This window comes from Nocardioides zeicaulis (assembly GCF_042432345.1).
Taxonomy (GTDB): domain Bacteria; phylum Actinomycetota; class Actinomycetes; order Propionibacteriales; family Nocardioidaceae; genus Nocardioides; species Nocardioides zeicaulis.
Genome location: NZ_JBHLXH010000002.1, coordinates 895,938 through 922,383 on the forward strand (window position 1 = coordinate 895,938; position 26,446 = coordinate 922,383).

The 26,446-nt window shown below is 72.4% G+C and carries 21 protein-coding genes; 10 read left to right on the forward strand and 11 right to left on the reverse strand.

Features of this window, described 5'->3' with window-relative positions:
* Positions 1-3: 3 nt before the first annotated feature.
* Positions 4-1,848: a glutamine--fructose-6-phosphate transaminase (isomerizing) gene (gene glmS, locus ACFFJG_RS18870; RefSeq protein WP_378520324.1), complete on the reverse strand. Its 1,845-nt coding sequence runs from the start codon at positions 1,846-1,848 to the stop codon at positions 4-6.
* A 65-nt stretch (positions 1,849-1,913) separates the two neighbouring features.
* On the opposite strand from glmS, the gene coaA reads away from it, so the two are divergent.
* Positions 1,914-2,894: a type I pantothenate kinase gene (gene coaA / locus ACFFJG_RS18875; RefSeq protein ID WP_378520325.1), complete on the forward strand. Its 981-nt coding sequence runs from the start codon at positions 1,914-1,916 to the stop codon at positions 2,892-2,894.
* 142 nt (positions 2,895-3,036) lie between these two features.
* Here coaA and ACFFJG_RS18880 read toward each other — a convergent pair whose 3' ends face one another.
* Together ACFFJG_RS18880 and ACFFJG_RS18885 are read right to left on the reverse strand one after the other, a co-directional pair.
* A complete protein-coding gene (locus ACFFJG_RS18880) occupies positions 3,037-3,900 on the reverse strand; it encodes a putative endonuclease domain-containing protein (protein WP_378520326.1) in 864 nt (287 codons plus the stop codon).
* 346 nt (positions 3,901-4,246) lie between these two features.
* Positions 4,247-4,831, reverse strand: coding sequence for an NAD(P)-dependent oxidoreductase (locus tag ACFFJG_RS18885; protein WP_378520327.1), 585 nt, complete (start codon positions 4,829-4,831; stop codon positions 4,247-4,249).
* A gap of 99 nt (positions 4,832-4,930) precedes the next feature.
* Between ACFFJG_RS18885 and ACFFJG_RS18890 the strand changes: the two genes are divergently transcribed.
* Positions 4,931-5,299 (forward strand): winged helix-turn-helix transcriptional regulator, encoded by a 369-nt coding sequence (locus tag ACFFJG_RS18890; RefSeq protein ID WP_378520357.1) that lies wholly within the window; start codon positions 4,931-4,933, stop codon positions 5,297-5,299.
* 7 nt (positions 5,300-5,306) lie between these two features.
* Here the strand turns inward: ACFFJG_RS18890 and ACFFJG_RS18895 are convergent, their stop codons facing one another.
* The 4 genes from ACFFJG_RS18895 to rplM form a co-directional block, all read right to left on the reverse strand.
* The gene (locus ACFFJG_RS18895) at positions 5,307-6,305 is read right to left on the reverse strand and encodes a GNAT family N-acetyltransferase (protein ID WP_378520328.1); all 999 of its coding nucleotides are present in this window, start codon (positions 6,303-6,305) and stop codon (positions 5,307-5,309) included.
* A 59-nt stretch (positions 6,306-6,364) separates the two neighbouring features.
* Positions 6,365-7,711, reverse strand: coding sequence for a phosphoglucosamine mutase (gene glmM / locus ACFFJG_RS18900; RefSeq protein WP_378520329.1), 1,347 nt, complete (start codon positions 7,709-7,711; stop codon positions 6,365-6,367).
* A 115-nt stretch (positions 7,712-7,826) separates the two neighbouring features.
* Entirely contained in the window at positions 7,827-8,327 is a 501-nt protein-coding gene (gene rpsI, locus ACFFJG_RS18905) for a 30S ribosomal protein S9 (RefSeq protein WP_378520330.1), read from the reverse strand.
* Positions 8,328-8,344: 17 nt separating this feature from the next.
* The gene (gene rplM / locus ACFFJG_RS18910) at positions 8,345-8,788 is read right to left on the reverse strand and encodes a 50S ribosomal protein L13 (protein WP_121139921.1); all 444 of its coding nucleotides are present in this window, start codon (positions 8,786-8,788) and stop codon (positions 8,345-8,347) included.
* Between the two features lie 246 nt (positions 8,789-9,034).
* On the opposite strand from rplM, the gene ACFFJG_RS18915 reads away from it, so the two are divergent.
* The 3 genes from ACFFJG_RS18915 to ACFFJG_RS18925 all read left to right on the forward strand — a co-directional run bounded on the left by ACFFJG_RS18915 (position 9,035) and on the right by ACFFJG_RS18925 (position 12,523).
* Positions 9,035-10,360: an NAD(P)/FAD-dependent oxidoreductase gene (locus ACFFJG_RS18915; protein ID WP_378520331.1), complete on the forward strand. Its 1,326-nt coding sequence runs from the start codon at positions 9,035-9,037 to the stop codon at positions 10,358-10,360.
* Between the two features lie 121 nt (positions 10,361-10,481).
* Complete coding sequence (locus tag ACFFJG_RS18920) at positions 10,482-11,786, forward strand: citrate synthase (protein ID WP_378520332.1); 1,305 nt, start codon at positions 10,482-10,484, stop codon at positions 11,784-11,786.
* A gap of 110 nt (positions 11,787-11,896) precedes the next feature.
* A complete protein-coding gene (locus ACFFJG_RS18925; protein ID WP_378520333.1) occupies positions 11,897-12,523 on the forward strand; it encodes a hypothetical protein in 627 nt (208 codons plus the stop codon).
* Between the two features lie 12 nt (positions 12,524-12,535).
* Here ACFFJG_RS18925 and pulA read toward each other — a convergent pair whose 3' ends face one another.
* A complete protein-coding gene (gene pulA, locus ACFFJG_RS18930; protein ID WP_378520334.1) occupies positions 12,536-18,232 on the reverse strand; it encodes a pullulanase-type alpha-1,6-glucosidase in 5,697 nt (1,898 codons plus the stop codon).
* A 177-nt stretch (positions 18,233-18,409) separates the two neighbouring features.
* On the opposite strand from pulA, the gene ACFFJG_RS18935 reads away from it, so the two are divergent.
* The 5 genes from ACFFJG_RS18935 (at position 18,410) to ACFFJG_RS18955 (ending at position 23,675) form a co-directional block, all read left to right on the forward strand.
* Positions 18,410-19,678, forward strand: coding sequence for a S1C family serine protease (locus ACFFJG_RS18935; RefSeq protein WP_378520335.1), 1,269 nt, complete (start codon positions 18,410-18,412; stop codon positions 19,676-19,678).
* A gap of 94 nt (positions 19,679-19,772) precedes the next feature.
* Positions 19,773-20,924, forward strand: coding sequence for an acyl-CoA dehydrogenase family protein (locus ACFFJG_RS18940; RefSeq protein WP_378520336.1), 1,152 nt, complete (start codon positions 19,773-19,775; stop codon positions 20,922-20,924).
* Between the two features lie 11 nt (positions 20,925-20,935).
* Positions 20,936-22,072, forward strand: coding sequence for an acyl-CoA dehydrogenase family protein (locus ACFFJG_RS18945; protein ID WP_378520337.1), 1,137 nt, complete (start codon positions 20,936-20,938; stop codon positions 22,070-22,072).
* Positions 22,072-23,223, forward strand: coding sequence for an acyl-CoA dehydrogenase family protein (locus tag ACFFJG_RS18950; protein WP_378520338.1), 1,152 nt, complete (start codon positions 22,072-22,074; stop codon positions 23,221-23,223). Before ACFFJG_RS18945 ends, ACFFJG_RS18950 begins: the two co-directional genes overlap by 1 nt.
* A 53-nt stretch (positions 23,224-23,276) precedes the next feature.
* Positions 23,277-23,675 (forward strand): VOC family protein, encoded by a 399-nt coding sequence (locus ACFFJG_RS18955; RefSeq protein WP_378520339.1) that lies wholly within the window; start codon positions 23,277-23,279, stop codon positions 23,673-23,675.
* A gap of 19 nt (positions 23,676-23,694) precedes the next feature.
* Here the strand turns inward: ACFFJG_RS18955 and ACFFJG_RS18960 are convergent, their stop codons facing one another.
* The 3 genes from ACFFJG_RS18960 to ACFFJG_RS18970 form a co-directional block, all read right to left on the reverse strand.
* Positions 23,695-24,480 (reverse strand): LLM class flavin-dependent oxidoreductase, encoded by a 786-nt coding sequence (locus tag ACFFJG_RS18960; RefSeq protein ID WP_378520340.1) that lies wholly within the window; start codon positions 24,478-24,480, stop codon positions 23,695-23,697.
* Positions 24,481-24,508: 28 nt separating this feature from the next.
* Positions 24,509-25,036, reverse strand: a complete 528-nt coding sequence (locus tag ACFFJG_RS18965) for a DUF3145 domain-containing protein (RefSeq protein WP_446686241.1) — start codon at positions 25,034-25,036, stop codon at positions 24,509-24,511.
* A 208-nt stretch (positions 25,037-25,244) separates the two neighbouring features.
* Entirely contained in the window at positions 25,245-26,276 is a 1,032-nt protein-coding gene (locus ACFFJG_RS18970; protein WP_378520341.1) for a tetratricopeptide repeat protein, read from the reverse strand.
* Positions 26,277-26,446 lie beyond the last annotated feature (170 nt).

Here is a 26,446-nt window from a genome sequence, read left to right on the forward strand (position 1 = left end):
GCCCTACTCGACCGTGACGGACTTGGCGAGGTTGCGCGGCTGGTCCACGTCGTGGCCCAGCTGCGAGGCCAGCTCGCAGGCGAAGAGCTGCAGCGGCACGACGGCCACGAGCGGCTGGAGCAGCACCGGCACCTGCGGCAGCGTGAAGAGCACGTCGGCGTAGGGCTCGATCGTGGTGTCGCCCTCCTCGGCCAGGCACAGCGTGCGGGCGCCGCGGGCGCGCACCTCCTGGATGCCGCTGATCATCTTGTCGTGGAGCTGGTCGCGCCCGCGCGGGGGCACGACGCACAGGATCGGCAGCCCCTCCTCGACCAGCGCGATCGGGCCGTGCTTGAGCTCGCCGGCCGCGAAGCCCTCGGCGTGGAGGTAGGCGATCTCCTTGAGCTTGAGCGCACCCTCGAGCGCCACGGGGTAGCCGGCGTGACGGCCCAGGAAGAGCACCGAGCGGCTGTCGACGTGGTCGCGGGCGAGGGCGTAGACCTCGTCGGCCTTGTCGAGCACCGTCTGGACGTGGCCCGGCATCTGCTCGAGCTGGTCCATGACCTGGGAGATCTCGTCGCCGAAGCGGGTGCCCTTGACCTGGGCGAGGTAGAGGGCGAGGAGGTAGCAGGCGACGAGCTGGGTCAGGAAGCCCTTGGTCGAGGCCACCCCGATCTCGGGGCCGGCGTGGGTGTAGATGACGCCGTCGGACTCGCGCGGGATCGTGGAGCCGTTGGTGTTGCAGATCGCCAGCACCTTCGAGCGCTGCACGCGCGCGTGGCGGATCGCCTGCAGCGTGTCGGCGGTCTCGCCGGACTGGCTGATCGCCACGACGAGGGTGTCGCTGGTGAGGATCGGGTCGCGGTAGCGGAACTCGCTGGCGAGCTCGACCTCGACCGGGATCCGGCACCAGTGCTCGATGGCGTACTTGGCGACCATGCCGGCGTAGAACGAGGTGCCGGCCGCGATGATGATGATCTTGTCGATGTCGCGCAGGTCCTGGTCGGACAGGCGCATCTCGTCGAGCTGCAGCAGGCCGTCCTCGCCGCGGCGGCCGAGGAGCGAGTCGGCCACGGCGCGCGGCTGCTCGAAGATCTCCTTGCGCATGAACCAGTCGTGGCCGTCCTTCTCCGCGGCGGAGAGGTCCCAGTCGACGTGGTAGCGGGTGCCCTCGGCGGGGGTGCCGTCGAAGCCGGAGACGCTGACGCCCTCGCGGGTGATGGTGACGACCTGGTCCTGGCCGAGCTCCATCGCCTCGCGGGTGTGCTCGATGAAGGCGGCGACGTCGGAGCCCAGGAAGTTCTCCCCCTCGCCGATGCCGACGACCAGCGGGCTGTTGCGCCGGGCGGCGACGACCCGGTCGGGGTCCTGGGCGTCGACGGCGACCAGGGTGAACGCGCCCTCGAGGCCGCTGCACACGGTCTGCATCGCCACGGTCAGGTCGGCGCCGGTCTCGAGCTGCTCCTCGAGCAGGTGGGCGGCGACCTCGGTGTCGGTGTCGGAGGCCATCTCGACGCCCTGCGACTCCAGGCGGTGCCGCAGCGCGGCGAAGTTCTCGATGATGCCGTTGTGCACCACCGCGACGCGGCGCTGGCGGCCGACGTGCGGGTGGGCGTTGCGGTCGGTGGGGGCGCCGTGCGTGGCCCAGCGGGTGTGGCCGATGCCGGTCGTGACGGGCGGGAGCGGGCTCTCGGCGATGGCCTTCTCGAGGTTCGCGAGCTTGCCCGCGCGCTTGTCGCTGACGATCGAACCGCCGTCGACGAGGGCGATGCCGGCGGAGTCGTAGCCCCGGTACTCCAGCCGTCGCAGACCCTCGATGACCACACCTTCGGCCGGCTTGGGCCCCACGTATCCGACGATTCCGCACATGGGCCGGGAGTCTATCGGCAGGGCGCTGCACCTCTGTGATCCCCGGCGGTGCAAGAATCGCGGCCATGTCCGAGGCCACGGCGTCGCTCCACGGCGCCCCGAACGGCCATGAGGCCTCCCCCTACGTCGAGCTCCAGCGCGCGGCCTGGGCGCAGCTCGCCGGCACCGCCGAGACCACCCTCACGCCCGACGAGGTCGTGCGGCTGCGGGGCCTCGGCGACCAGCTCGACCTGCGCGAGATCGAGCAGGTCTACCTCCCGCTCTCGCGCCTGCTCAGCCTCTACGTCGCCGCCAACTCGCGGCTGCACCGCGAGCAGGAGGAGTTCCTCCACCGGGTCACCCCGCCCCGCACGCCGTTCGTCATCGGCCTCGCCGGCTCGGTCGCGGTCGGCAAGTCGACGACCGCCCGCGTGCTGCAGCAGATGCTCGCGCACTGGCCCGAGCACCCCAACGTCGCGCTCGTCACCACCGACGGCTTCCTGCTCCCCAACGCCGAGCTCGAGCGCCGCGGCATCCTGCACCGCAAGGGCTTCCCCGAGTCCTACGACCGCAAGGCGCTGCTCAAGTTCGTCATCGACATCAAGTCGGGCAAGGACGAGGTCGAGGCGCCGATCTACTCCCACCTCGTCTACGACGTGCTGCCCGACGAGAAGGTCGTGGTCAAGCGGCCCGACATCGTCATCGTCGAGGGCCTCAACGTGCTCCAGCCCGCGCGCGTGCGCGAGGACGGCCGCACCGGCCTGGCGGTGAGCGACTTCTTCGACTTCTCCGTCTACGTCGACGCCGCCCTCACCGACATCAAGCGGTGGTACGTCGACCGCTTCCTGCGCCTGCGCGAGACCGCGTTCCGCGACCCGGCGTCCTACTTCCGCAAGTACGCCGCCCTCTCCCACGACGAGGCCGTCGACCAGGCCACCCGCATCTGGGACTCCATCAACGAGCCCAACCTCGTGCAGAACGTCGCCCCGACCCGCTCGCGCGCGAACCTCGTGCTCCGCAAGGACGCCGACCACTCCGTGCGCTACGTCCGGCTCCGCAAGCTCTGACGCTCACTGCAGGCGTCCCCCTCTGGCGGACGTCATGGCGGCTGGGCGCCCGGGCAGCCAGCAGCCATGACCTCGTCGTACGACGTCATGGCGCGCGGTCGCGGACGTAGCCGGAACCCATGACGTCGTCGCTCCGGACGCGTCAGGCGGCCGCGAGCCAGCCTCCGGCGCGGAGGCCGCGCTCGACCTGGTCGAAGAAGTCGTCGGCGGCGATCCGGAGGCCGAGCAGGGGCAGGCGGAGCACCCGTGCGTCGCGCAGCACCACCTCGTTCTGGCGCAGCGCGTCCGGCACGACGGACGTCGCCCACGAGTGGTGGATGCCGTCCACCTCCACCACCAGTCCGTACGCGTCCCAGCAAATGTCGAGGTAGTAGCGGCCGTCGCGACCACGCCGCACCGCCTGCCGGTCGGGCTCGGGCAGTCCGCGGCGGCGGCACTCGCGAGCCACGTCCAGCTCGCCGAGCGATCCGACCCCACCCAGCAGGTCGACGACGACCGCGTGCATCAGCTCGCGCCGGCGATCGCGCCGCACCGCCAGCAGCGCCCGGCCGATCAGCTCCGCCGTGGTCATCCGCTGCTGCACCGGCATCGTCAGGAGCAGCGCGGCCTGCCGGTCGCTCACCGCCCACATCGCGGCCCGCACCGCGGCCACCGGGACTCGTGTGCGGGGCACCCCCGACGCCGCCAGGTCGGCGCTCGACCAGCGCCGGGTGCGCCGGACGTCGAGTCCCGGACCGCGCAGCGGCACCACCCCGCGCGGGACCGACACCCGATGCGTGGCCGGCTCGAAGCCCTTCATCCCGGAGGCGACGAGTGACGACGCGCCGTCGAGCATCGCCCGGTCACCGCCCTCGAACACCGCCGCCCAGTGCTGGCCCTCCATCGGGACCGCGCCGGTGTGCAAGCACAGCGACCGCGTCCACACGCGCTGCCACCGGCCCGCCCTCAGCTGCGCGCGCACCTCGCCGCGGGTCAGACCGGCGGCGTACGCCTGCGACCGGGACACAACGCTGCCCTGGCGCGCAGCGGTGGCGCGAAGGCTCGCGAGGATCCGAGCCCGTTCCCCTGGCGTGTGCGTCCGACGCTGGTCCATGCTCCGAGGCTGCACCGCCGGACGGAGTCCGCCCACCGCGCGGCGGCGTCCCTGTGGACGACCGGGCCGCCAGGTGCCCTGTGGACACTTCGCGGCCCCCGGAGCGTTCGCGGGACGTCATGACGCCCGGTCGCGTGGGCGACCTCCGGCCATGACGCTGTCGTACGACGTCATGGCCAGCGGTCGCCGGGACGACCACCCGTCATGACGTCCTCGGCCTCCCGGCGGCGGACGCACGCCAGCCGGCGAGGCCCCGGCCTCAGGAGGTCGCGACGGTGAAGCGCGCGCGCCGGTGCTGGGGCTGCTCGATCTCGTCGACGAGGGCGACGGCGTAGTCCTCGGCGGAGACGAAGTCGCCGGCGGGGGTGTCGAGGGAGGAGGTGTAGGACCCCGTCCGCTCGCCCGGGGCGATGACCGGGGCGGGGCTGAGGAAGGTCCAGTCGACCGACTCGGGCGCGGCCCGGAACAGCTCGAGGGCCTTCGCGCCGGAGGTCGCCTCGGCCTTGTACTCCTCGGGGAAGCCCTCGCTGTCGAGCAGGCGGGTGCCGTCGGGGGTGAGCAGCGAGCCGGCTCCGCCGACGAACAGCACACGGGCGTCGCCCGCGTTGTCGATGAGGGTCGACACCGACGCGAGCCACGGCTCGTGCGACTCGCCGGTGCGGCTGGGGCCGGTCGCGGAGACGATCACGTCGTGGCCGGCGGCGGCCTCGCGCACCGCATCGGCCGAGGCCATGTCGGCGCCGGTCGAGCGGCTCAGGGAGGTGACCTCGTGGCCACGCGAGGTGGCCTCGTCGGCGATGCGGGAGCCGACCATGCCGGTGGCGCCGAAGAGGGCGATCTTCATGTGGGTGTCCTTCGGGTGAGGTGGGATCGAGCTGGTGCGGGCGACAGTAACCTTTGGTAACCAAGCACTTCAACGTGATATGAGTACCTCGTGGTAACCATGCAGCGCGGCGACGCCTTCGACCCCGAGTGCCCCACGCGGGTCGTCCTCGACCGGATCGGCGACAAGTGGACCGTCCTGGTCATCGGCGCGCTCGAGGACGGCAGCCTCCGCTTCACCGAGCTGCGCGCCCGCATCGGCGGCGTCGCGCCCAAGGTGCTCACCCAGACGCTGCGCGCGATGGAGCGCGACGGCCTGCTGACCCGCACCGTCCACGCGCAGGTGCCGCCGCGCGTCGACTACGAGCTCACGCCCCTCGGCGCCTCGCTCACCGCACCGATCCAGGCCCTCACGGACTGGGCCGAGACCCACCTGACGCAGATCCTCGCCGCCCGCACGGGCTACGACGAGGCCGTCGAGGCACGCTGATCGCGGCTCACAGCACCTTCTGCAGCTCCAGCAGCGTCTCGATCGTGCGGTAGCCCAGCGCGTCGTTGACCGCGTTCATGTGCGCGTTGACCTCGGCGTTGGAGGTCTCGACGGTCCGCAGCCCGGGGTACGTCGCCAGCGCGAGGTCGTGGGTCGCCACCTTGAGCGCGAGGCCGAGCCGGTGCCCGCGGTGTGCCGGGTCGACGAGCGTGATGCCGACCTGGCCGTGGGCGGTGTCGGTCTCGTTGACCCGCACGTCCGAGCTGCCGGCGACCGACCCGTCCGGGGCGATCGCGAGGGCGGTCAGCACGTGCCGGCCGATGCCCACCTGGCGCTGCTCGGCCGCGCGGACCCGCTCGGGCGACCACGCCGACGCCTGCAGGTCGAGGTCGCCCAGCGGGATCTCGTCGAGCAGCGTGCCGAGCAGCCGGCCGAAGGACTCCACGTGCACGTCGGGGCACACGGTGTCGAAGGTGACCACGTCGTACGCCGCGGCCGGCGCCGCCTCCTCGACCAACCGGTCGTGGCGCGAGCGGTAGTCGTCGACCGCGAGCTCCCGGATCGACTCGCGGCTCGCGACCCCGTAGCCCGTCGCCGCGGCGAAGGCCTCGGGGCCGGTGCCCGTCGCTCCCGGGGCGAGGAACACCTCCGCGTGGAGCGTACGACGACCGTCCCCCGCCGCGACGACCTCGAGCTCCTCCACGAGCCTCCGCCCGATGCCCTCCCGGGTGCGGTCGGGACGCACGTAGGCATCGACCGTCGCGGTGTGCAGGTTGTCGCGCAGCGGCCTCACCAGCAGGCCCGCACCGACCATCTCCCGCCCGTCGATCGCCGCGAGCACCGTGACGGCGCCCTCGGGGTCGTCGGCCGGCAGCGTCACCCGGGTCTGCTCCCACGCCGGCCACGGGTTGCCCGGCCGGTGTGCGGTGGCCGCACGACCGACCTCCCACCACGCGCGCAGTGCCGCCTGGTTGCGCGGGTTGATCTGCTCGAGGTCGACGCCCACCCGGCGACGGTAGCGGCGCGCGGGGCGCACGCGCACGCCGGTTTCACGCGGCGGGGACGTCAGAGGGCGAGCTGGCGCCCGACGACGTCGGCGAGCCGGCTCGCGACGCCCTGGGCCTCGTCCTGGGTGGGCGCCTCGACCATGACGCGCACGATCGGCTCGGTGCCCGAGGGGCGGAGCAGGATCCGGCCGCGGTCGCCGAGGGCGGCCTCCTCCTCGGCGATGGCGGCGGCCAGGACGGCGTCGTCGTCGGCACGCGACTTGTCGACGCCGCCGACGTTGAGCAGCACCTGGGGCAGGCGGGTCATCACCGAGGCCAGCTCGGCCAGCGACTTCCCGGTGGTCGCCATCCGCTCCATCACGTGCAGCGTGGTGAGGATGCCGTCGCCGGTGGTCGCGTGGTCGCTGAGGATCACGTGGCCCGACTGCTCGCCGCCGAGGTTGTAGCCGGAGACCTTCATCGCCTCCAGGACGTAGCGGTCGCCGACCTTGGTCTGGCGCACCCCGACGCCCTCGGCGCGCAGCGCCTGCACGAAGCCGAGGTTGCTCATCACGGTCGCCACCACCGTGTCCTTGGCCAGCCGGCCCTGGTCGCGCAGCGACAGCGCGAGGATCGCCAGGATCTGGTCCCCGTCGACCACGTTGCCGTCGGCGTCGACGGCGAGGCAGCGGTCGGCGTCGCCGTCGAGGCCGAAGCCCGCGTGGGCGCCGTGCTCCAGGACCGCGGCCTGCAGCGACTCCAGGTGGGTCGAGCCGCAGGCGTCGTTGATGTTGAGGCCGTCGGGGTCGGCGTGGATCGCGATGACCGTCGCGCCCGCGTCCTCCAGCGCCCGCGGACCGGCCGCGTGCGCGGCACCCTCGGCGCAGTCGAGGACGACCTTGAGACCCACGAGCGGGTGCGTGATCGTGCTCTCGAGGTGGGCGGCGTACTCCTCGACAGCGGTGTCGTAGACGGTGACCCGCCCGACGTCGCCGCCGGTGGGGCGCTGCCACGGCTCACCCATCCGCTTCTCGATGGCGATCTCGATGGCGTCGTCGAGCTTGTGGCCGCCGCGCGCGAGGAACTTGATGCCGTTGTCGGGCATGGGGTTGTGCGAGGCGGACAGCATCACGCCGAGGTCGGCGCCGAGCCGGTCGGTCATGTACGCCACACCGGGGGTCGGCAGCACGCCGAGCAGCAGCACGTCGACGCCCGCGGAGGCGAGCCCGGCGACGACGGCGGCCTCGAGGAACTGGCCGGAGATGCGGGTGTCGCGCCCGACGACGGCGAGCGGGCGGTGCCCCTCGAACTCGCCCCGGTCGGCCAGCACGTGGGCGGCGCAGACCGACAGGTCCAGGGCCAGCTCGGCCGTGAGGTCGGCGTTGGCCAGGCCTCGTACACCGTCGGTGCCGAAGAGTCTCGTCATGGCGCGGGAGCCTACGTGGCCGCGGGCCGGCGCAGAGAACCGAGACGCGACCCGGAATGCAGCGAGGCCCGCACCGTCTCGCGACGGTGCGGGCCTCGTGCGGTGGTGCTGCGGGTCAGCGCTTGCTGAACTGCGAGGCCTTGCGGGCCTTCTTGAGACCGGCCTTCTTGCGCTCCACGACGCGGGCGTCGCGGGTCAGCAGACCGGCCTTCTTCAGCGCCGGGCGGTTGGCCTCGACGTCGACGGCGTTGAGCGCGCGGGCCACGCCGAGGCGCAGGGCGCCGGCCTGGCCGGCGATGCCGCCGCCGTGGATGCGGGCGATCACGTCGAAGCGGCCCTCGAGCTGAAGCTCGACGAACGGCTCGTTCGCGATCTGCTGGTGCAGCTTGTTGGGGAAGTAGTTGTCCATCGTGCGACCGTTGATGGTCCACTCGCCGGTGCCCGGGACGATCCGGACGCGGGCGACGGCCTCCTTGCGGCGGCCGGTCGCGCCGGCGGGCGCGATGGTGGCCGGGCGGGCCGGGGTGTCGGCCGACGGGGAGCTCTCGGAGGTGTAGGCCACACCCTCGGAGTCGGTCTCGAAGGTCTCCTCGACCTCGGTGGTGTTCTCAGTCATCTGTGCGTCCTCAGTCGTCACTGGGAGATCTGCGAGATCTCGAAGGGAGTGGCCTGCTGGGCCAGGTGCGGGTGGTCGGGGCCTCCGTAGACCTTCAGCTTCTTCAGCATCTGGCGACCGAGCTTGTTCTTGGGGAGCATGCCCCACACCGCGTTCTCGATGGCCTTGCGCGGGTCCTTCTCGAGGAGCTCGCCGAACGGGGTGGCCGAGAGGCCGCCCGGGTAGCCGGAGTGGCGGTAGGCCATCTTGGTGGTCTTCTTCGACCCCGACAGCGACACCTTGGAGGCGTTCACGATGATCACGAAGTCGCCCATGTCCATGTGAGGAGCGAAGGTCGGCTTGTGCTTGCCGCGGAGGAGGTTGGCGGTCTGGACGGCGAGGCGGCCCAGGACCACGTCGGTGGCGTCGATGACGAGCCACTCGCGCTGGATGTCAGCGGGCTTGGGGCTGTACGTGCGCACGGCGGTATCCCGTTCTGGTTCGTTGGATCCGGATCCCCGGACGGGGACCGGCTGGTGCTGCTGCGGCTTCTGACGAACACGGCCCGGATCGCTCCCCCGCTCCAGCCCCGTGGGGCCCGGGAGACGAGGGATGACGTCCGGATCTGCGCCCCGCCCCCGAGGGAGCGGACGCGGCAGGAGTCGCGACCAGCAAGAGTACGGCGCGCCGGACGAGGGGGTCAAAACGCCGCGGGCCATGATGGGCCGGTGCGCAACGGCGGCGTCTCCTTCTGGTGGCAGCAGGTCGGGCTGCCCTCCCCCGCCGACCCGCTCGAGGGCGACGTGACCTGCGACGTCGCGATCGTGGGCGGCGGCCTGACCGGCCTGTGGACGGCCTACTACCTCGCGGAGGCCGACCCCTCCCTCGACATCCGGGTGCTCGAGGCACGCTTCGCCGGCTTCGGGGCCTCGGGGCGCAACGGCGGGTGGTTGTCGGCCGAGCTGCCGGGCAGCGCCCGCGCCTACGCGCGTGCGGGCGGTGAGGACGGCGTCGCCCGGCTCTCGGCCGCGGTCCGCGCGACGGTCGACGAGGTCGTCGGCGTGACCCGTCGCGAGGGCATCGAGGCCGACGTCGTGCGCCACGGGGTGCTCCACGTCGCCCGCTCCGCCGCGCAGGCCGAGCGGCTCGGCGGCGAGCTGGACGCGGCGCAGGTGGCCCGGCGGATCCGGGTGGCGGGTGCCGTGTCCGGGCACCTCGACCCCGACTGCGCGCGCGTCCACCCGGCCCGGCTCGTCTCCGGGGTCGCCCGCGCGGTCCGCGGGCGCGGCGTGCGGGTCCACGAGGACACCCGCGTGACAGCGGTCGAGCCGGGAGCGGCGGTCACCGCGCGCGGCACCGTCCGCGCGCCGGTGGTGCTGCGCTGCCTCGAGGGGTTCACCGCCGGCCTGTCCGGCCACCGTCGCGACTGGCTCCCGATGAACTCCGCCCTCGTCGTCACCGAGCCGCTCACCCCCGCCCAGTGGGACACGATCGGCTGGGCGGGCGAGGAGCTGCTCGGCGACGAGGCCCACGCGTACTGCTACGCCCAGCGCACCGCCGACGGGCGGATCGCGCTCGGCGGGCGCGGCATCCCCTACCGCTTCGCCTCGCGCACCGACGTCGACGGCCGCACCCAGGACTGGACGGTCGAGTCGCTGCGCGCCACGCTCACCTCGCTCTTCCCCTCCCTCGCCGGCATCGGCCTCGACCACGCCTGGTGCGGGGTGCTGGGCGTCCCGCGCGACTGGAGCGCCAGCGTGTCGTGGGACCCCGCGCTCGGGCTGGGCCACGCCGGCGGCTACGTCGGTTCCGGCCTGACCGCGACCAACCTCGCCGGGCGCACTCTCCGCGACCTCGTCCTCGGCCGCGACACCGACCTCACCCGGCTGCCGTGGACCGGCCACCGGGTGCGTCGCTGGGAGCCCGAGCCGCTGCGCTGGGCAGGCGTCCACGCCCTCTACCGGCTCTACCGCGCCGCCGACCGGCGCGAGGACGCAGGCCTGTCCCGCACCAGCCGCGTGGCCCGCCTCGCGAACCGCGTGGCCGGCCGCTGAGGCTGCCCGCGAACGGGTGGTCGAACCGGCTGCTGGACACCTGATTCGCGGTGGCACACGGGCCCGGACTAAGTTGGGCGGACACCCGAAGACGTACAAAGACGTATGAACAGGAGCCGACGTGACCGACGTTGCGGCCAAGGATTCCCTGACTGTCACCGACAACCGGACCGGTCAGACGTACGACATCGCGATCACCGACAACACGATCGCCGCCAAGGACCTGGGGCAGATCCGCCTCACCGACGACGAGCCCGGTCTGGCCACCTACGACCCCGGCTTCGTCAACACCGCCTCGTGCCGCTCGGCCGTCACCTACATCGACGGTGACAAGGGCATCCTCGAGTACCGCGGCTACCCGATCGAGCAGCTGGCGGAGAAGTCCAACTTCCTCGAGGTGGCCTACCTCCTCATCCACGGCGAGCTGCCCTCCCAGGAGCAGTACGAGTCGTGGGTGCACGAGATCACCTACCACACGTTCGTGCACGAGAACGTGAAGACCTTCATGCAGGGCTTCCGCTACGACGCCCACCCGATGGGCATGCTGATGGCCTCGGTCGGCGCGCTGTCGACCTTCTACCCCGACGCGCGCAACATCAGCGACGAGGACAACCGCCACATGCAGATCGTGCGGATGATCGCCAAGATGCCGACCCTCGGCGCCTGGTCGTTCCGCCACGCGCAGGGCAAGCCCTACGTGTACCCCGACAACGACCTCGGCTACACCGCCAACTTCCTCTCGATGCTGTTCAAGATGAGCGAGTCGAAGTTCGAGGCCGACCCGCGCCTGGTCAAGGCCCTCGACGTGCTGTTCATCCTGCACGCCGACCACGAGCAGAACTGCTCGACCAACGCGGTCCGCTCCGTCGGCTCCTCGCAGGTCGACCCCTACTCCGCGGTCGCCGCGGGCGTGGGCGCCCTCTACGGCCCGCTCCACGGTGGCGCCAACGAGGCCGTGCTCCGGATGCTGCGCCGCATCGGCAGCAAGGAGAACATCCCCGCCTTCATCGAGGGCGTGAAGAACGGCAACGAGCGCCTCATGGGCTTCGGCCACCGGGTCTACAAGAACTTCGACCCGCGCGCCACGATCATCAAGAAGGCCTGCGACGACGTCTTCGAGGTCACCGGGGTCAACCCGCTGCTCGAGATCGCCAAGGAGCTGGAGAAGATCGCGCTCGAGGACGAGTACTTCGTCAAGCGCAAGCTCTACCCCAACGTGGACTTCTACTCCGGCCTCATCTACGAGGCCTTCCAGTTCCCGCCTGAGATGTTCACCGTGCTGTTCGCCATCGGCCGTACGCCGGGCTGGCTGGCGCAGTGGTCGGAGCTGGTGCAGGACAAGGACCAGAAGATCGCCCGCCCGAAGCAGATCTACACCGGCGACCGCCAGCTCGAGTTCGTGGCGGCGTCCGAGCGCTGGAAGTGATCCGCCAGCCCCGCTGACCCGACGCACGCACGACGCCCCCGGCCGCACGGCCGGGGGCGTTCGCGCGTCTCAGCGCTCGGTGCGAGCACTGCGGGTGGGAGGATCGCTGCGTGCACTCACGAAAGGTCGCTGCAGCCGCGCTGGCGTGCATGGTGGTGGCGGGATGCGGGGGGATCACGCGCGGCGCCGCCGAGGCGGTGCCGTTCGAGCTGCCCGTGGGCCCGACCGGGTGGGACGTCAGCGAGGCGTCGTGGTTGCAGAACGGCGTGCTGCACGTCGGGAGCCGGCGGGTGACGATCGGCGACGCGCCGACCGGCTACGCGGTGGCACCGACCGGCGTCTACTGGCTCGACGGCCACGTGCTGATGTTCACCAGCGCGACCGGGGACACCCAGGAGGTGCGCGACCTGCAGTGGAGCAGCCTGGCCATCTCACCGGACCGGTCCACGTTGGCGTTGCTCGACGACTCCCACGGTCCGACCGACGAGCACGGCACCCACGCCCTGCAGGTGGTGGTCTTCGACACCGGCACGGGCGAGCAGCTGTACCGCACCCCCGCCGCGAAGTCGTGGACCGGCGGCGACCTGGCCGACTTCTACGGCGACGCCGTGCCCGACCTCGACGAGGTGAGCGACGCAGGGGTGTCCATCGACGGCATCACCATCGACCACACCACCGGCGAGGTGACGGTGCGCGAGCCCGGCAGCCTCGGCGAGCTGCTGTTCGCCGGACCGTAGGGCTCCGGGGCCTCAGCGCTCGAACACCGCCGTCGTCCGGGCCGGGACCGTCACCGCGTCCGCCGCCACCGTGCTGCCCTTGACGACGGGGTCGACGCCCGCGGCCTGCACCCGGTGGAGGTGCCAGCCGGCGCCGGTGCCGGCGACGGTCGTGGGCTGCGGGGAGGCGTTCACCACGACCAGCACGCCGTCGCGCCGCGGGTCGGCGTCCGTGCCCTGCGTGTCGTCGACGAGCATCGCCACCACGCCGGGGTCGGCGTCGAGGAACGACACCTTGGCCTGGATCGCCTCCAGCGAGCCGAGCCGGAACAGCCGCGACGACGTCCGGATCCGCAGCAGGTCCTGGGCGGCCGCGTGGGCGGCGTCCATCGCCGCCGGGCCGGGCCTGAGGGCCGGGTCCGCGAGCAGCGGCTGCATGAAGGGCCACTTCGCCTCGTTGTCCGCCTTCGGCGGCAGGCCCGAGCCGAAGGTGTTCTCGCGGCGCTGCCAGTCGACCCGGTTGAACCAGTCGCCGGAGTCGTAGGAGTTGCGGTCCAGGCTCTTCGAGCGCAGCAGGTCGGTGCCCGCGTGCCAGAAGACCACGCCCTGCGACAGCGCGACCGTCGAGAGCGAGACGGTGTTCATCCGCACCCGGTCGGCCATCGACGTGCCCACGGGGAGCTTGAGCGCCAGCGCGTCGTAGAGCGTCTCGTTGTCGTGGGCGTCGACGTAGCTCACCGTCTCCGACGGGTCGGCGGCGTAGCCCGCGGGCTGGCCGTTGTAGTCGACCTCCGAGCCGAGCACGTCCGCGCCCGAGGAGTCGCGGAACCGGAAGTCGGCGAGGTTGCCGGCCATCCCGAGCTTGACCAGGTCCTCGGCGTGCAGGAGGGCCGCGAGCTGCTCGTCGGGGGTGCCGTTGGCCGCCGCGCCGTTGGGGTCGGTGTAGAGGCCCGAGCCGAAGCCCTGCACGCGCGGGTCCTCGTCGAAGGGACCGCCGCCGCGCACGGCGTCGCGCAGCCGGTCGCTGAAGGAGCCGATGCCCGAGCCGGCCAGGTTGGCCTGCGTGGCCTGCACGAAGCGGGCGTCGTCAGCGACCTCGCCGAAGTTCCAGCCCTCGCCGTAGAGGTAGACGCCCGTGCCGTCGATGCCGTCGCGCTTCACGGTGAGCCGGTCGAGCGCCGCACGCAGCCGGGTCATGGTGGCGAGCGGGTGGTGACCCATCAGGTCGAAGCGAAAGCCGTCGACCTTGTACGCGCGTGCCCACGTGAGCACCGAGTCGATCACCAGCTTCTCCATCATCCGGTGCTCGGAGGCGGTGTTGGCGCAGCAGGTGCTGTTCTCCACGGCCCCGGTCGCGGACAGGCGGTGGTAGTAGCCGGGCACGACCCGGTCCAGCACCGACGTCGGGTCCTGGCCGGACGCCGCGGTGTGGTTGTAGACCACGTCCATCACCACCTGGAGGCCGGCGCCGTGCAGGCCCTGCACCATCCGGCGGTACTGCACCGTGCGGGCGGTCCCGTCGGGATCGGTGGCGTACGAGCCCTCCGGGGTCGTGTAGTGCAGCGGGTCGTAGCCCCAGTTGAAGCCGTCCCGGCCCGCGACCGCGCCGACGCACTCCTGCTGCTGCGGCGAGTCGGCGGGCAGCGCGCGCAGGTCGCAGTCGGGCACGGCCTGGTCGGCGCGGCGCTCCTCGATCGTCGCGATGTCGAAGGTGGGGAGCAGGTGCACGGTGTTGAGGCCTGCCGCGGCGAGGCGCCGCAGGTGTCGCATGCCGGCGGAGCCGGGGTGGGTGAAGGCGAGGTAGGTCCCGCGCTCGGCCGCAGGCACGGTCTCGTCGCCGATCGAGAAGTCGCGCACGTGGAGCTCGTAGACGTTGCGGTCCTCGGGCTGCGCGATGACCGGGGCGCGGTCGCGCGACCAGCCCGGCGGCGCGAGCCGCGGGTCGTCGAGGTCGACGACGAGGGACTGCTGCGAGTTCGCGGTGAGGGCCACCGAGTACGGGTCGGTGACGCGGTTGGTGACCACGGCCCCCGCCGTCGGGGCGAACACGGTGACGTCGTAGGTGTAGGCGGCGCCCCGCCACGAGGCAGGTCCGGTCACCGCCCACGTGCCGTCGTCGCCGCGGCGCATCGCGACGGTGCGTCCCGCGACCCGGGCCGAGACCGACTGCGCGGTCGGTGCCCACACCGCCAGGGTGGGCCGGCCGCCTCGCCACGTCACGCCGAGGTCGGCGTCGGCCGCGTCGGCGTACACGTCGTCCAGGACGCCGGGCAGCTGCACGCCGGTGGCGTCGTGGAGCGCGCCGCTGCGGTCGTAGGAGGCCACCGCGACCTGTCCGGTGAGGATCTCCGGCACCCGCCGCTGGGCGCTGCGGTCGAGCCGGAACGCCTCGTAGCCGGCGAGCTGCGGGAAGTCCGCGAGCACGTCGGCCGGCAGGCCCGCGGGGTCGAGCGTCAGCGGCACGGACGAGCCGCCGGTGACGGCCTCGGCGTCCACCGCGAGGTCACCGGCGCGCGAGAAGTGCAACCGGTAGCGACGGGAGTCGGCGTCGGCCACGTCCCAGGCGACGAGCCCGCGGCGCACCCACTGCGCCTTCGCCCGGGTCAGGTCCGGCGCGGCGCCGGCCTGGCGCGAGGAGATCGTCAACCGGTGCGTGGCCACGTCGTAAGTGAAGACCACCCGGACCCCTCCCGCGGGGACGTCGAAGCCGATGTCGGCGCCGTCGCGGGCCCCGTCCTGGCCGTAGTTCTCCGTCCACGACAACCCGTGGGCGACCTTCGTCTCGTAGCTGCCGGCGGGCAGCGCGAGCGACGCGACGTAGGTGCCGTCACCGTCGGGGTCCTGGAGCCAGCCGCGCATGCAGTCCGGCGACCAGTCGGCGGGGCAGCCCAGCTCGGACTGGAAGCTGCCGGCGAGCGTGATGATCGGCCCCTGCGCGTCGCTGGTGACCCAGTGCGTGGCGTGGTCGTAGTAGAAGGTCACCGGCCCAGGAGCGGCCACGTCGAGGCCGATGTTGGCACCGCCGGGGACGCCGCCGGCACCGTAGTTCTCGTCCCACGAGCCGTCGATCGCGGCCTTGTACTCGTAGCCGCCGGCGGGCAGGTCCACCGTCCGCTTCCAGACCAGGTCGTCGGCGTCGAGCGACATCTGCGCCTGGGGGCAGTCGGGCTGCCAGTCGCCGGGGCAGCCCATCTCGCTGTTGTGGCTGCCCGGCACCGACACGGCGGACGGCTGGGTCACCGGGCCACCGTCGCCACCGCCGCCCGGGGTGGGCTCCTCCTCCGGGTCGCCGACCGTCGCGTACGACGACGCGACCGACAGGTTGCCGCTCGAGTCGCGCAGCACCGCGCGGTACTCCACGAGCGTGCCCTCGGCCAGCGACGACACGTCGTGGAAGACGCGGTAGGGCGCGTTGTCGTCCGTGCCGAGCCGGGTCCACTCCCCCTCGCCGACGGGTCGCCAGGCGACCGTGACCTGGTTGAAGCCGCCGTCGGGCACGCCCACCGTGATCGGCGAGCGCCCGCCGACGACCCCGCCGGCCGACGGCTTCTCGAGGTGGATCGCCGGTGCCTCGCGCCGGGGTGTCAGCCGGCCGTCGGCGCGCCAGACGACCGCCGACAGCGGCGGGACGGTGAAGGCGGTGCGGCCCTCGGCGTCGGTGCGCAGCCGACCGCGACCCGCCGGCCAGACCTGCGCGAACGACGCGCGCCGCATCTCGGTGCCGACCGTGACGGTCTTCGCCGTGGTGGCGTTGTTCAGCGCGACCAGGAACTCGCGGCGCTCGCCGGCGTCGATGCGGCTGAAGGCGTAGACGCCGGCGTCGTTCGCGGCGTAGCGGTGCAGCTGGGCCCCGTCGGCGAGCGCCGGGTAGGTCTTCCGCAGCCGGGCCAGGTCACGGATGGTGCGGTAGAGCGGGTGCGAGGTGTCGTAGTTGGCCTGGGCGGTCGTGGCGTCGGTGCCGATGAGGTCGTTGTCGTTGTAGGAGGCCACCGCGCTGGGGAACATGTCCTCGCGGGCGTCCTTGTCCCCGCCGTCGCCGACGAAGCCCTGCTCGTCGCCGTAGTAGACGACCGGCTGGCCGCGGGTGAGGTACATCAGCTCGTGGGCCAGCTCGTCACGCTCGAGCACCGCGTCGGTCCCCTGGAGGAAGGTGCCGATCCGACCCATGTCGTGGTTGCCGAGGAACGTGGGCGAGGCGTACGCGTTGGAGTCGGTGTCGGTGTACCAGTCGTCACCGGCGTAGAAGTCGCGCAGCCGCGTCGTCGCGCCGCCCTTGGCGAAACCGGTGCCGGCTGCCTGGAAGCCGAAGTCGAGCGTGGCGTCGAGGCGTCCCTCGGTGCTGAAGCGCGAGAGGTAGGCGGGGTCCGCGTCGTAGACCTCGCCGAAGGCGAAGAAGTCGGGGTTGCCGATGCCGGCAGCGTGCTGGCGGATCGCCGGGGCGAACTGCTGCCAGAACTCCATGTTGACGTGCTTCACGGTGTCGATCCGGAAGCCGTCGATGCCGAAGTCGACCCAGGTGCGGTAGACGTCGGTCATCCCGTCGACGACCTCCGGCTTCTCGGTGAAGAGGTCGTCGAGGCCGATGAAGTCGCCGTAGGTGGACGACTCCCCGGCGAAGGTCGAGTCGCCCCGGTTGTGGTAGTTCGTCGGGTCGTTGAGCCAGGCCGGCACCTTCACGGTGCGGTCGGCCTCGTCGCGGAACACCGGCGTGTAGGGGAACGACGTCGCCGCGTCGAGCTGCGGGAAGGTGCCACCGCCAGCGTGGTCGCGGTCGTCGAACGGCTGTCCCGCGGCGTCGCGGTAGGGCTCGGTGGCCTTGTCGACGTATCCGTACTGCTTCTCCTGGTAGTCGATGACGTCCGCGGTGTGGTTGGTGATGATGTCGAAGAAGACCTTGATCCCGCGCGCGTGCGCCTTGTCGATCAACGCCTTCAGCTCGGCGTTGGTGCCGAAGTGCGGGTCGATGCGGGTGAAGTCGGTGACCCAGTAGCCGTGGTAGCCCGCGCTCGCGTCGGCCCCGGTGCCCTGCACCGGACGGTTCTCGAAGCTCGGGGTCAGCCAGATCGCCGTCGTGCCGAGGCCGGCGATGTAGTCGAGCCGGTCGGAGAGGCCCTTCACGTCGCCACCGTGGAAGAAGCCCTTGTCCGTCGGGTCGAGGCCGGTGGTCATCCGGTCGCCCGTCAGCCCGCCGGTGTCGTTGGACGGGTCGCCGTTGGCGAACCGGTCGGCCATCACGAAGTAGAAGTTCTCCCGCGTCAGGGGCGTGCGCAGCGACGTGGTCGCCAGCGCGCGGTCGGCCGCCGTCGGGCGGGCCGAGGGCGGGGCTGCGGGGGCGACGGCGACGCGGTGGCTGGCGTCGTCGTAGGTGAAGCGCAGCCGGGCGGGGTGCTCAAGCACGAGCGGGACGTCGCCGCCGCCGGCCGCGCCGCCCGCGCCGTAGTTCTCGTCCCACGAGCCGTCGATGGTGACCTTGTAGGCGTACGACCCGGCCGGCAGCTCCGCCTCCAGCGACCACGTCCCGTCGTCCTGCAGCGCGAGGCCGGAGGCGGCGCAGTCGGGCGTCCAGTCCGAAGCGCAGCCGAGCTCGTCCTGCAGGGAGCCGGCGAGGGTGACCGTCACGGGCGGCACCTCGCGTGCGGCCTGCGCCGACGTGGCCGGCACCGCGAAGGTCAAGGTGGCCGTCAGCGCCGAGAGGGCGGCGACGAGGACGGCGGGGGTGGGTCGACGCACAGGATCTCCCGAGTGAGCAGCAACGTGGCGTGCGTCACACTAGGCCCCGCACGGCAGTGGTTGCAATGCCTGCAAGAATTTTCAGCACGACCGGCGGACGTGACGTCCCGCAAGAGTCTGCGCACCTTCCCAGCACGCTCTCAGGGGTTCCACAGGGTGCCGTCGCACCGTGGAGTCATGAGCGACGGATTCCCTCCCCAGGACAGCGCCGGCGAGCCGGCGGACCAGCACCATCCCGCACCGCAGCACGGCGCGCACACCCCCGGGCACTACCCCGGCTGGCCCGCGCCGGGCGGGACGCTCACCCAGCAGCGCCCCCCGCGACGACGCCGCGCCGGGCTGGCCGCGGCCGTCGTGGCCACCTCCCTCCTCGTCGGCGGCGGTGCCGGCATCGGCGGCGCGGCGGTGTGGGACGCGACCCACGACGACCCCGCCGGTTCCACGAGCGCCAGCCCGGTGTCCACCTCGACCGTCGCCAACCAGAGCGCGGCCCCGGCGGCCGACGGCTCGGTGGAGTCGGTCGCCCAGAAGGTGCTGCCGAGCGTGGTGAAGATCGACGTCTCCGGCCAGCAGGGCGAGGCGTCCGGCTCCGGCATCATCCTGACCGCCGACGGCACCATCCTCACCAACAACCACGTCGTCGAGCTCGCCGAGGACGGCGGCAGCCTCAGGGTCGACTTCAACGACGGCACCAGCGCCGAGGCGAAGATCCTCGGCACCGACCCGCTCACCGACACCGCGGTCATCCAGGCGTCCGGCGTCTCCGACCTCACCCCCGCCACCATCGGCAAGTCGGCCAACCTCGGCGTCGGCCAGGGCGTGGTCGCGATCGGGTCGCCGTTCGGCCTGGACGCGACCGTGACCTCCGGCATCGTCAGTGCACTCGACCGCCCGGTCAGCGTCGGCTCCGACGACCAGGGCAACTCCACGACCTACCCGGCCATCCAGACCGACGCCGCGATCAACCCCGGCAACTCCGGCGGCCCGCTGGTCGACATGACGGGTGCGGTCATCGGCATCAACTCCTCCATCCGCACCGCCACCTCCGAGTCGCCCTACGGCTCGTCGGGCCAGTCCGGCTCCATCGGCCTCGGCTTCGCGATCCCGATCGACGAGGTGATGCCGATCGTGGACCAGATGGCCAAGGGCGAGACCCCGACCCACGCCCGCCTCGGGATCAAGGTCGGCGACCCGCAGGGCAGCGACGAGTCCGGCGCCGTCGTCAGCGACGTCACCAGCGGCTCGACGGCAGAGAAGGCCGGCCTCGCGGCGGGCGACCTCATCACCCAGGTCGACGGCCAGCGCATCACCGGCGCCGACTCCCTCGTCGCCACCATCCGCTCCTACCGCCCCGGCGACACGGTCAGCGTGACGTGGACCGCCGGCGGCAAGGAGCAGAGCGCCGACCTCGTCCTCGACAGCGACGCCCCCTCCACGAACGGCTGAGACCCCCTCCCCTCGGGGGGAGCCCCGTCGCCAGGCTCAGGCCGGCCGCGCCATGATGGTGCGGCCGGCCTGTCCCGTCCTACCGAGGAGTCACATGCAGCTCGAGCTCAGCCCCACCGACGCCGACTTCCGGATGCGGATGCGGGAGTTCTTCACCTCGCAGGTGCCGCAGGAGATCCGCGACACCGTCCTCGAGGGCCGCCACCTCACCCACGACCAGATCGTGGAGAGCCAGCGCGTCCTCAACGCCGAGGGGCTCGCGGTGCCGCACTGGCCGACCGAGTGGGGCGGCCAGGACTGGACCGAGCTCCAGCGTCACCTCTGGCACGAGGAGATGCAGCGCGCCGGCGTCCCGCTCCCGCTGGCCTTCAACGCCTCGATGATCGGCCCGGTGCTCGCGCAGTTCGGCTCCCAGGAGCAGAAGAAGCGCTTCCTGCCGGCCACCGCCAACCTCGACATCTGGTGGTCCCAGGGCTTCTCGGAGCCCGACGCCGGCTCCGACCTCGCGAGCCTGCGCACGTCCGCGGTCCGCGACGGCGACGACTGGGTGGTCAACGGCCAGAAGACCTGGACGACGCTCGGCCAGTACGGCGACTGGATCTTCACGCTGGTGCGCACCGACCCGGAGGTCAAGAAGCAGGCCGGCATCTCGATGCTGCTCATCGACATGACCTCGCCCGGTGTCGAGGTGCGCCCCATCGAGCTCATCGACGGCGGCCACGAGGTCAACGAGGTTTGGTTCTCCGACGTCCGGGTGCCCGGCGACCTGCTGGTCGGCGAGCCCGGACAGGGCTGGACGATCGCCAAGTTCCTCCTCGGCAACGAGCGCGTCGGCGTCGCTCCCGTCGGCGCCACCAAGCGCGCGCTCGCCCGCCTGAAGGTGGAGGCCGCCGACCAGCTCGACGACCCGCTCGTCCGCGCGCGCGTCGCGGAGCTGGAGAACGACCTGCTCGCGCTCGAGCTCACCGCGCTGCGCGTCGTCGCGCACTCCTCCGACGGCGCACCGCACCCGGCGTCGTCGATCCTCAAGCTGCGCGGCTCCGAGCTCCAGCAGGCCGTGAGCGAGCTCGCCCTCGACCTCGCCGGCCCCGCCTCGCTGGCCGCCCGCGCCGACGACGACTCACCGCAGGCCGGGTGGGCCCGCCGGGCCGCACCGACCTACCTGAACCTCCGCAAGGCCTCGATCTACGGCGGCTCCAACGAGGTGCAGCGCCAGATCATCAGCCGCACCATCCTGGGACTCTGAGGGGATCGACCATGGACTTCACCTACGACGACGAGCAGCAGGCACTCCGCGAGTCCGTCCGCGGCCTCCTGGCCACGGCCTACGCCGACCACGACGCGCGCCGTCGCACCGTGGCCGACGACCCGGGCTTCGACGAAAAGATGTGGAGCCGGCTGGCCGAGATGGGCATCCTCGGGCTGCCCTTCAGCGAGGCCGACGGCGGCGTCGGCGCCGGCCCGGTCGAGATCGGCATCGTGTGCCAGGAGATCGGCCGCGTCCTGGCTCCCGAGCCCTACCTCGCCTCGGTCGTGCACGCCGGCGGCCTCGTCGCCGCCTGCGGCACGCCGGAGCAGAAGGCCGACATGCTGGGCCGGCTCAGCGCCGGCGAGATCGTGCTCGCGGCGGCCGACACCTCCCCGGGCGGCCGCTGGTCCTCGGCCAACGACGGCGTGCGTGCCTCGCTCGACGGCGACGCCTGGACCCTCACCGGGGTGGCCGACCCCGTCGTGGCGGGGGCCCGCGCCGACCTGCTGGTCGCCACCGCCGCGCTGCCCGACGGCGGCACCGGGCTGTTCCTGGTCTCCCCCGACGACGTGCAGCGCACCGGCTACGCCACCGCCGACCTGACCCGCGCGGCGACGGTGACGTTCGACGGCAGCGCAGCCACCCCGCTCGGCACCCCCGGACGCGACCTCTCGGCCAGCATCGCCATCATCAGCGACCTGACCCGCATCATGGGCGCCAACCAGGCGCTGGGCGTCATGCAGGCACAGGTCCGCGCCACGACGGCGTACCTCACGAGCCGCAAGCAGTTCGGCGTCACGCTCAACACCTTCCAGGCGCTGACGTTCCGGGCGGCCGACATGTACGTCTCGCTGGAGATGGCGCAGAGCATGGTCGACTGGGCGACGATGACGATCGCGGGCGGCGACCCCGCCGTGGTCGCCGACGCCGCCGACCGCGTGGGCCTCACCGTCGGGCGGTCCGGGCGCCACATCGGGCAGGAGGCGATCCAGCTGCACGGCGGCATCGCGATGACCGCGGAGTACGCCGTCGGGGTCGGCACCGCCCACCTCGAGGTCCTCGAGCAGTGGCTCGGCAACCGGTCGCACCACCTCTCCCGGCTGGCCGCCCGCGTCGGCGAGCACGAGACGGTCGACGCGGTCTGATGGACCTCACGCTCACCGAGGAGCAGCAGGCCTTCCGCGCCCTCGCCCGCGACTTCCTGGAGCGCGAGGCGGTGCCCCACCGCATGCAGTGGGACCACGACGAGTCCGTCGACCTCGAGATCGTGCCCAAGATGGCCGAGCTCGGCTTCTTCGGGCTCACCATCCCCGAGGAGTACGGCGGCGTGGGCGGCGACTACGTCACCTACTCCCTGGCCATGGAGGAGCTCGGTCGCGCCGACTCCGCGCTGCGCGGCATCGTGTCGGTGAGCAGCGGGCTGGTCGGGAAGTCGATCCTCTTCCACGGCACCGACGCGCAGAAGCAGGAGTGGCTGCCCCAGCTCGCGGCGGCGACCAGGCTGGGGTGCTTCGGGCTCACCGAGCCCGGCACTGGGTCCGACGCCGGCAACCTCACCTCCCGCGCGGTGCGTGACGGGTCCGACTGGGTGATCGACGGCCAGAAGCTCTTCATCACCAACGGCACGTGGGCCGACGTCGCGCTCGTGTTCGCCCGCACCAGCGACGACGGGCCGCGCGGGGTGACGGCGTTCCTCGTCCCCACCGACTCCCCCGGCTTCACCGCCCGCACGATCACCGGCAAGCTCGGGCTGCGGGGGCAGGCCACTGCCGAGCTGTTCCTCGACGGCGTCCGCGTCCCCGACGCGGCCCGGCTCGGCGAGGTCGGCCAGGGGTTCAAGATCGCGATGGGCACGCTCGACAAGGGCCGCCTCGCGGTCGCATCGGGCTGCGTCGGCATCGTGCAGGGCTGCCTCGAGGCCTCCGTCGCCTACGCCACCCAGCGCACCCAGTTCGGTCGTCCGATCGCGTCGTTCCAGCTCGTGCAGGACCTCATCGCCGACATGTCGGTCGACGCCGACGCGGCCCGGCTGCTGTGCTGGCTGTGCGCCGACCTCGTCGACCGCGGCGAGCCCTACGGCACCGCGGCGTCGAAGGCCAAGCTCTTCGCCTCCGAGGCGGCCGTGCGCGCAGCCAACAACGCGATCCAGGTGCACGGGGGCGCCGGCTACGTCGACGACTTCCCCGTCGCCAAGTACCTCCGCGACGCCCGGGTGATGACCCTCTACGAAGGCACGTCCCAGATCCAGAAGCTCATCGTCGGCCGCGCCGAGACCGGGGTCAGCGCCTTCACCTGAGCAGGGGCGGAACCGGTCGGCGAGCGTCCGGTTCCGCGCCTACGGTGGGTGCCATGACCACCCACTGGACCTTGGGGTGCGACGCCCGTGACCCCCACCTGCTGGCCACGTTCTGGTGCGTGGCGCTGGGCTACGTCCTCGAGCCCGGCCACGACGACCCTGACGGCGCCTCCATCGTCGACCCGGAGGGCCTCCGCCCGGCGATCTGCTGGCTCCGCGTGCCCGAGGCCAAGACGGCGAAGAACCGGGTGCACATCGACCTCCGGGTCGCGGGTGAGCCTCCGTGGGACTGGGCCGAGCGGGCCGCCCTGATCAGGGCCAGGGCGAGCGAGCTCGTGCAGGCCGGGGCGACCGAGGTGCGCGAGGAGCACTACACCGACGGCACGGGGGCCGCGGTCCTCGGGCACGTGGTGATGCTCGACCCCGAGGGAAACGAGTTCTGCGTGGCGTGAGCGTCGACCGGCCGCCCGGTCAGGGCCCGGCCTCGACCAGGCGGCGTACGTCGTCGAGGTCGAGGTCGTAGGGCCCGATGCGGGTGAGCACCCAGGAGGCGCCGCGGTCGAGCCAGGGCGCCGGGTCCTGCTCGGGGCGCAGGTCCACGACCAGGTCGAAGCCGGGGGCCGGCTCGTGGGCGGCCAGCTGCTGCTCGACACGGTCCACGTCGTTGGGGCCGTCGAGGCCGATCACGAAGAACCCGTCGTGCCGCGCGGCCCGGCGCAGCGGCGCCCGGTTGCCGTAGCGACCGGCGAGCCAGATCGGCACCGTGGGTGCCGGGCGGAAAGCCGCACCGCGGGCCGTGTAGTGCGCACCCTCGTGGTCGACCGGCTCCCCCGACAGGAGACCGGTCAGCACCGTCAGACCCTCGTCGAGCATCCGGCCGCGGACCTTGGCGTCCGTCTCGTCGCCGTAGCCGCCGAACTCCCCGACCCAGTCGTCACCGATCCCCAGCCCCAGGACGAAGCGGCCCCCCGAGAGCACCGCGAGGCTCGCAGCCTGACGGGCCAGCACCTGCGGGCGGCGGCGCGGCAGCGGCGTGACCATCGGGCCGAGCACCAGCCGCTCGGTGCGCGCAGCGACGACCGCGCAGCAGGTCCACGGGTCGGCGATCTCCCGCACCCGGTCGCCGTACTGCAGGTGGTCCCAGACGAAGAAGCCGTCCCAGCCGGCCGCCTCGGCAGCCACCGCGAGGTCACCGACGACCCGGGGGTCGGCGAGGGCGTCGAAGGGCGCGACGAAGAGGCCGCGGCGGGCAGTCATGTCGGAGGCTGTCGAGAGCTCGGCCGGCTCAGACGACCTGGTGCAGCCAGCGCACCGGAGCACCCTCACCCGCGTGCCGGAACGTCTCGAGCTCGTCGTCCCACGGCTTGCCCAGCAGCTGGTCGATCTCGAGCAGGAGCGTCGTGTCCCCGAGTGCCGCCTTCACGACCGCGGCCTTCAGCCGGTCCTCGGGGATCAGGATGTCGCCGTGCGGGCCGGTGATGGCGTGGAAGATGCCGAGGTCGGGGGTGCAGGAGAACCGCGTGCCCTCGGTGGAGCTGGTGGGCTCCTCGGTGATCTCGAAGCGCAGGTGGTTCCAGCCGCGCAGCGCCGACGCGACGGCGGCCGCCGTGCCGGCAGCGCCCGTCCACGACAGCTCGGCACGGTACGAGCCCGGCTGGGCAGGCTGAGGCGTCCAGTCGAGCGAGACGGCAACTCCGAGGACTCCGCCCACGGCCCACTCGATGTGCGGGCAGAGTGCGGAGGGAGCAGAGTGCACGTAGAGAATGCCCCTCGTCGCCGGACCGTCCGGACGGGAAGCAATGCGTGTGGTCACTGAGACCTCCTTGAGTTCCGACGCTCCAGATGCGCCTTCCCCAGCGTTCTGTCGTCTTGCTCTCGGAGTTCGAGTGACACGTATGTGATTAGAGCCTTCATTGTGACTCATGAGGCGCCCGAACGCCAGCGCGCCACGACACCGAGGTGTCGTGGCGCGCAGCAGGCGTCGGTGACGTCGAGCGGCCCGGGACCAGCTCGGGAGCGGCTCAGGGCTGGCGTCGCTCCAGGAGGTCGGCTCGCGCCGCGGCGTCGGTGATCTCCTCGGCGTCGATCGAGTGCGTGCGGTGGAACCACGCGAGCGCGTCCGACTCGCGGCCTGCGGCCTCGAGCGTGTCGGCGTAGGCGTAGCGCAGGCGCACCACCCACGACGAGCGGCTCTTCGACATCAGGGGGGCGAGCTCGAGCGTCCGCAGGGCCGCGTCGAGCTGGCCCATGTCACGGCGAGCACCGGCCTCGACCAGGGTCATCTCCGCCTTGGCCTCGGGCGCGAAGTTCGCGACCGACGGGCTCTTGGCGAGCTTGATGGCCTGCTCGGGGTTGCCGAGTGCGCGGTGGCAGTCGGCCATGATCGGCAGGTAGTCGGTGGCACCGTTCATCCGCTTCGCGGCGCGCAGCTCCGAGAGCGCCTCCGCGTAGTGACCGGCGGCGTAGGCCGCCTCACCGGCCGCCTCCCGCACCACAGCGATCCGCGACGCGCGGGCGCGGGCGGCGAGCGTGTGCTGGTACGCCGTCTCCGGGTCCTCGTCGATCAGGGCGCCGGCGGCCGCCAGGTGGCGCGCGACGCGGGCGGCGAGCTTCTCGGGCAGGCCCTTGAGCTGCGCCCGCACGTTGCGGTCCAGCTCGGCGCCGGTGATGTGCTCAGGAAGGTCGGGTCCGTCGTAGACGGACTGCTCGACCGTGCGCGGCCGCTCCTCGGTGCGCGGGCGGAAGGCGCGGTCCTGGGAGTTGGAGTAGCGCTTGCCGCCGCCCTGTCCTCCACCCTGGCCACCGGGCTTGCCGCCCGAACGGGCGCCGGGCTTCGATCCGGGTTTGCCCCCGCCGGCCTTGGCACCGGAGGCGGAGCCGCCCTGGTACCCGCCGCGACCGCTGCCGCCCTTGCCGCGCGACTGATCGTCGCGCGAGCCACGGGCGTCACCGCCGCGCGACGATCCGCCACGGCCCCCGCCGCTGCTGGGTGCGCCGCGGCCGGCACCGGATCCACCTCGTGACGGACGCTGTCCTCGACGGTCCTCGGCCACAGCCGCACTCTCCTTCTCCACGCATCGGCCCCCGATCCCGGGGCAACCGTACTCACCAGTGCCAGAAAATGGCACAGGGGCCACCAGTTACCTGGTGGCCCCTGCCAAATGGTTGTCCGGCGGCGTCCTACTCTCCCACAACCTCTCGGTTGCAGTACCATCGGCGCTGA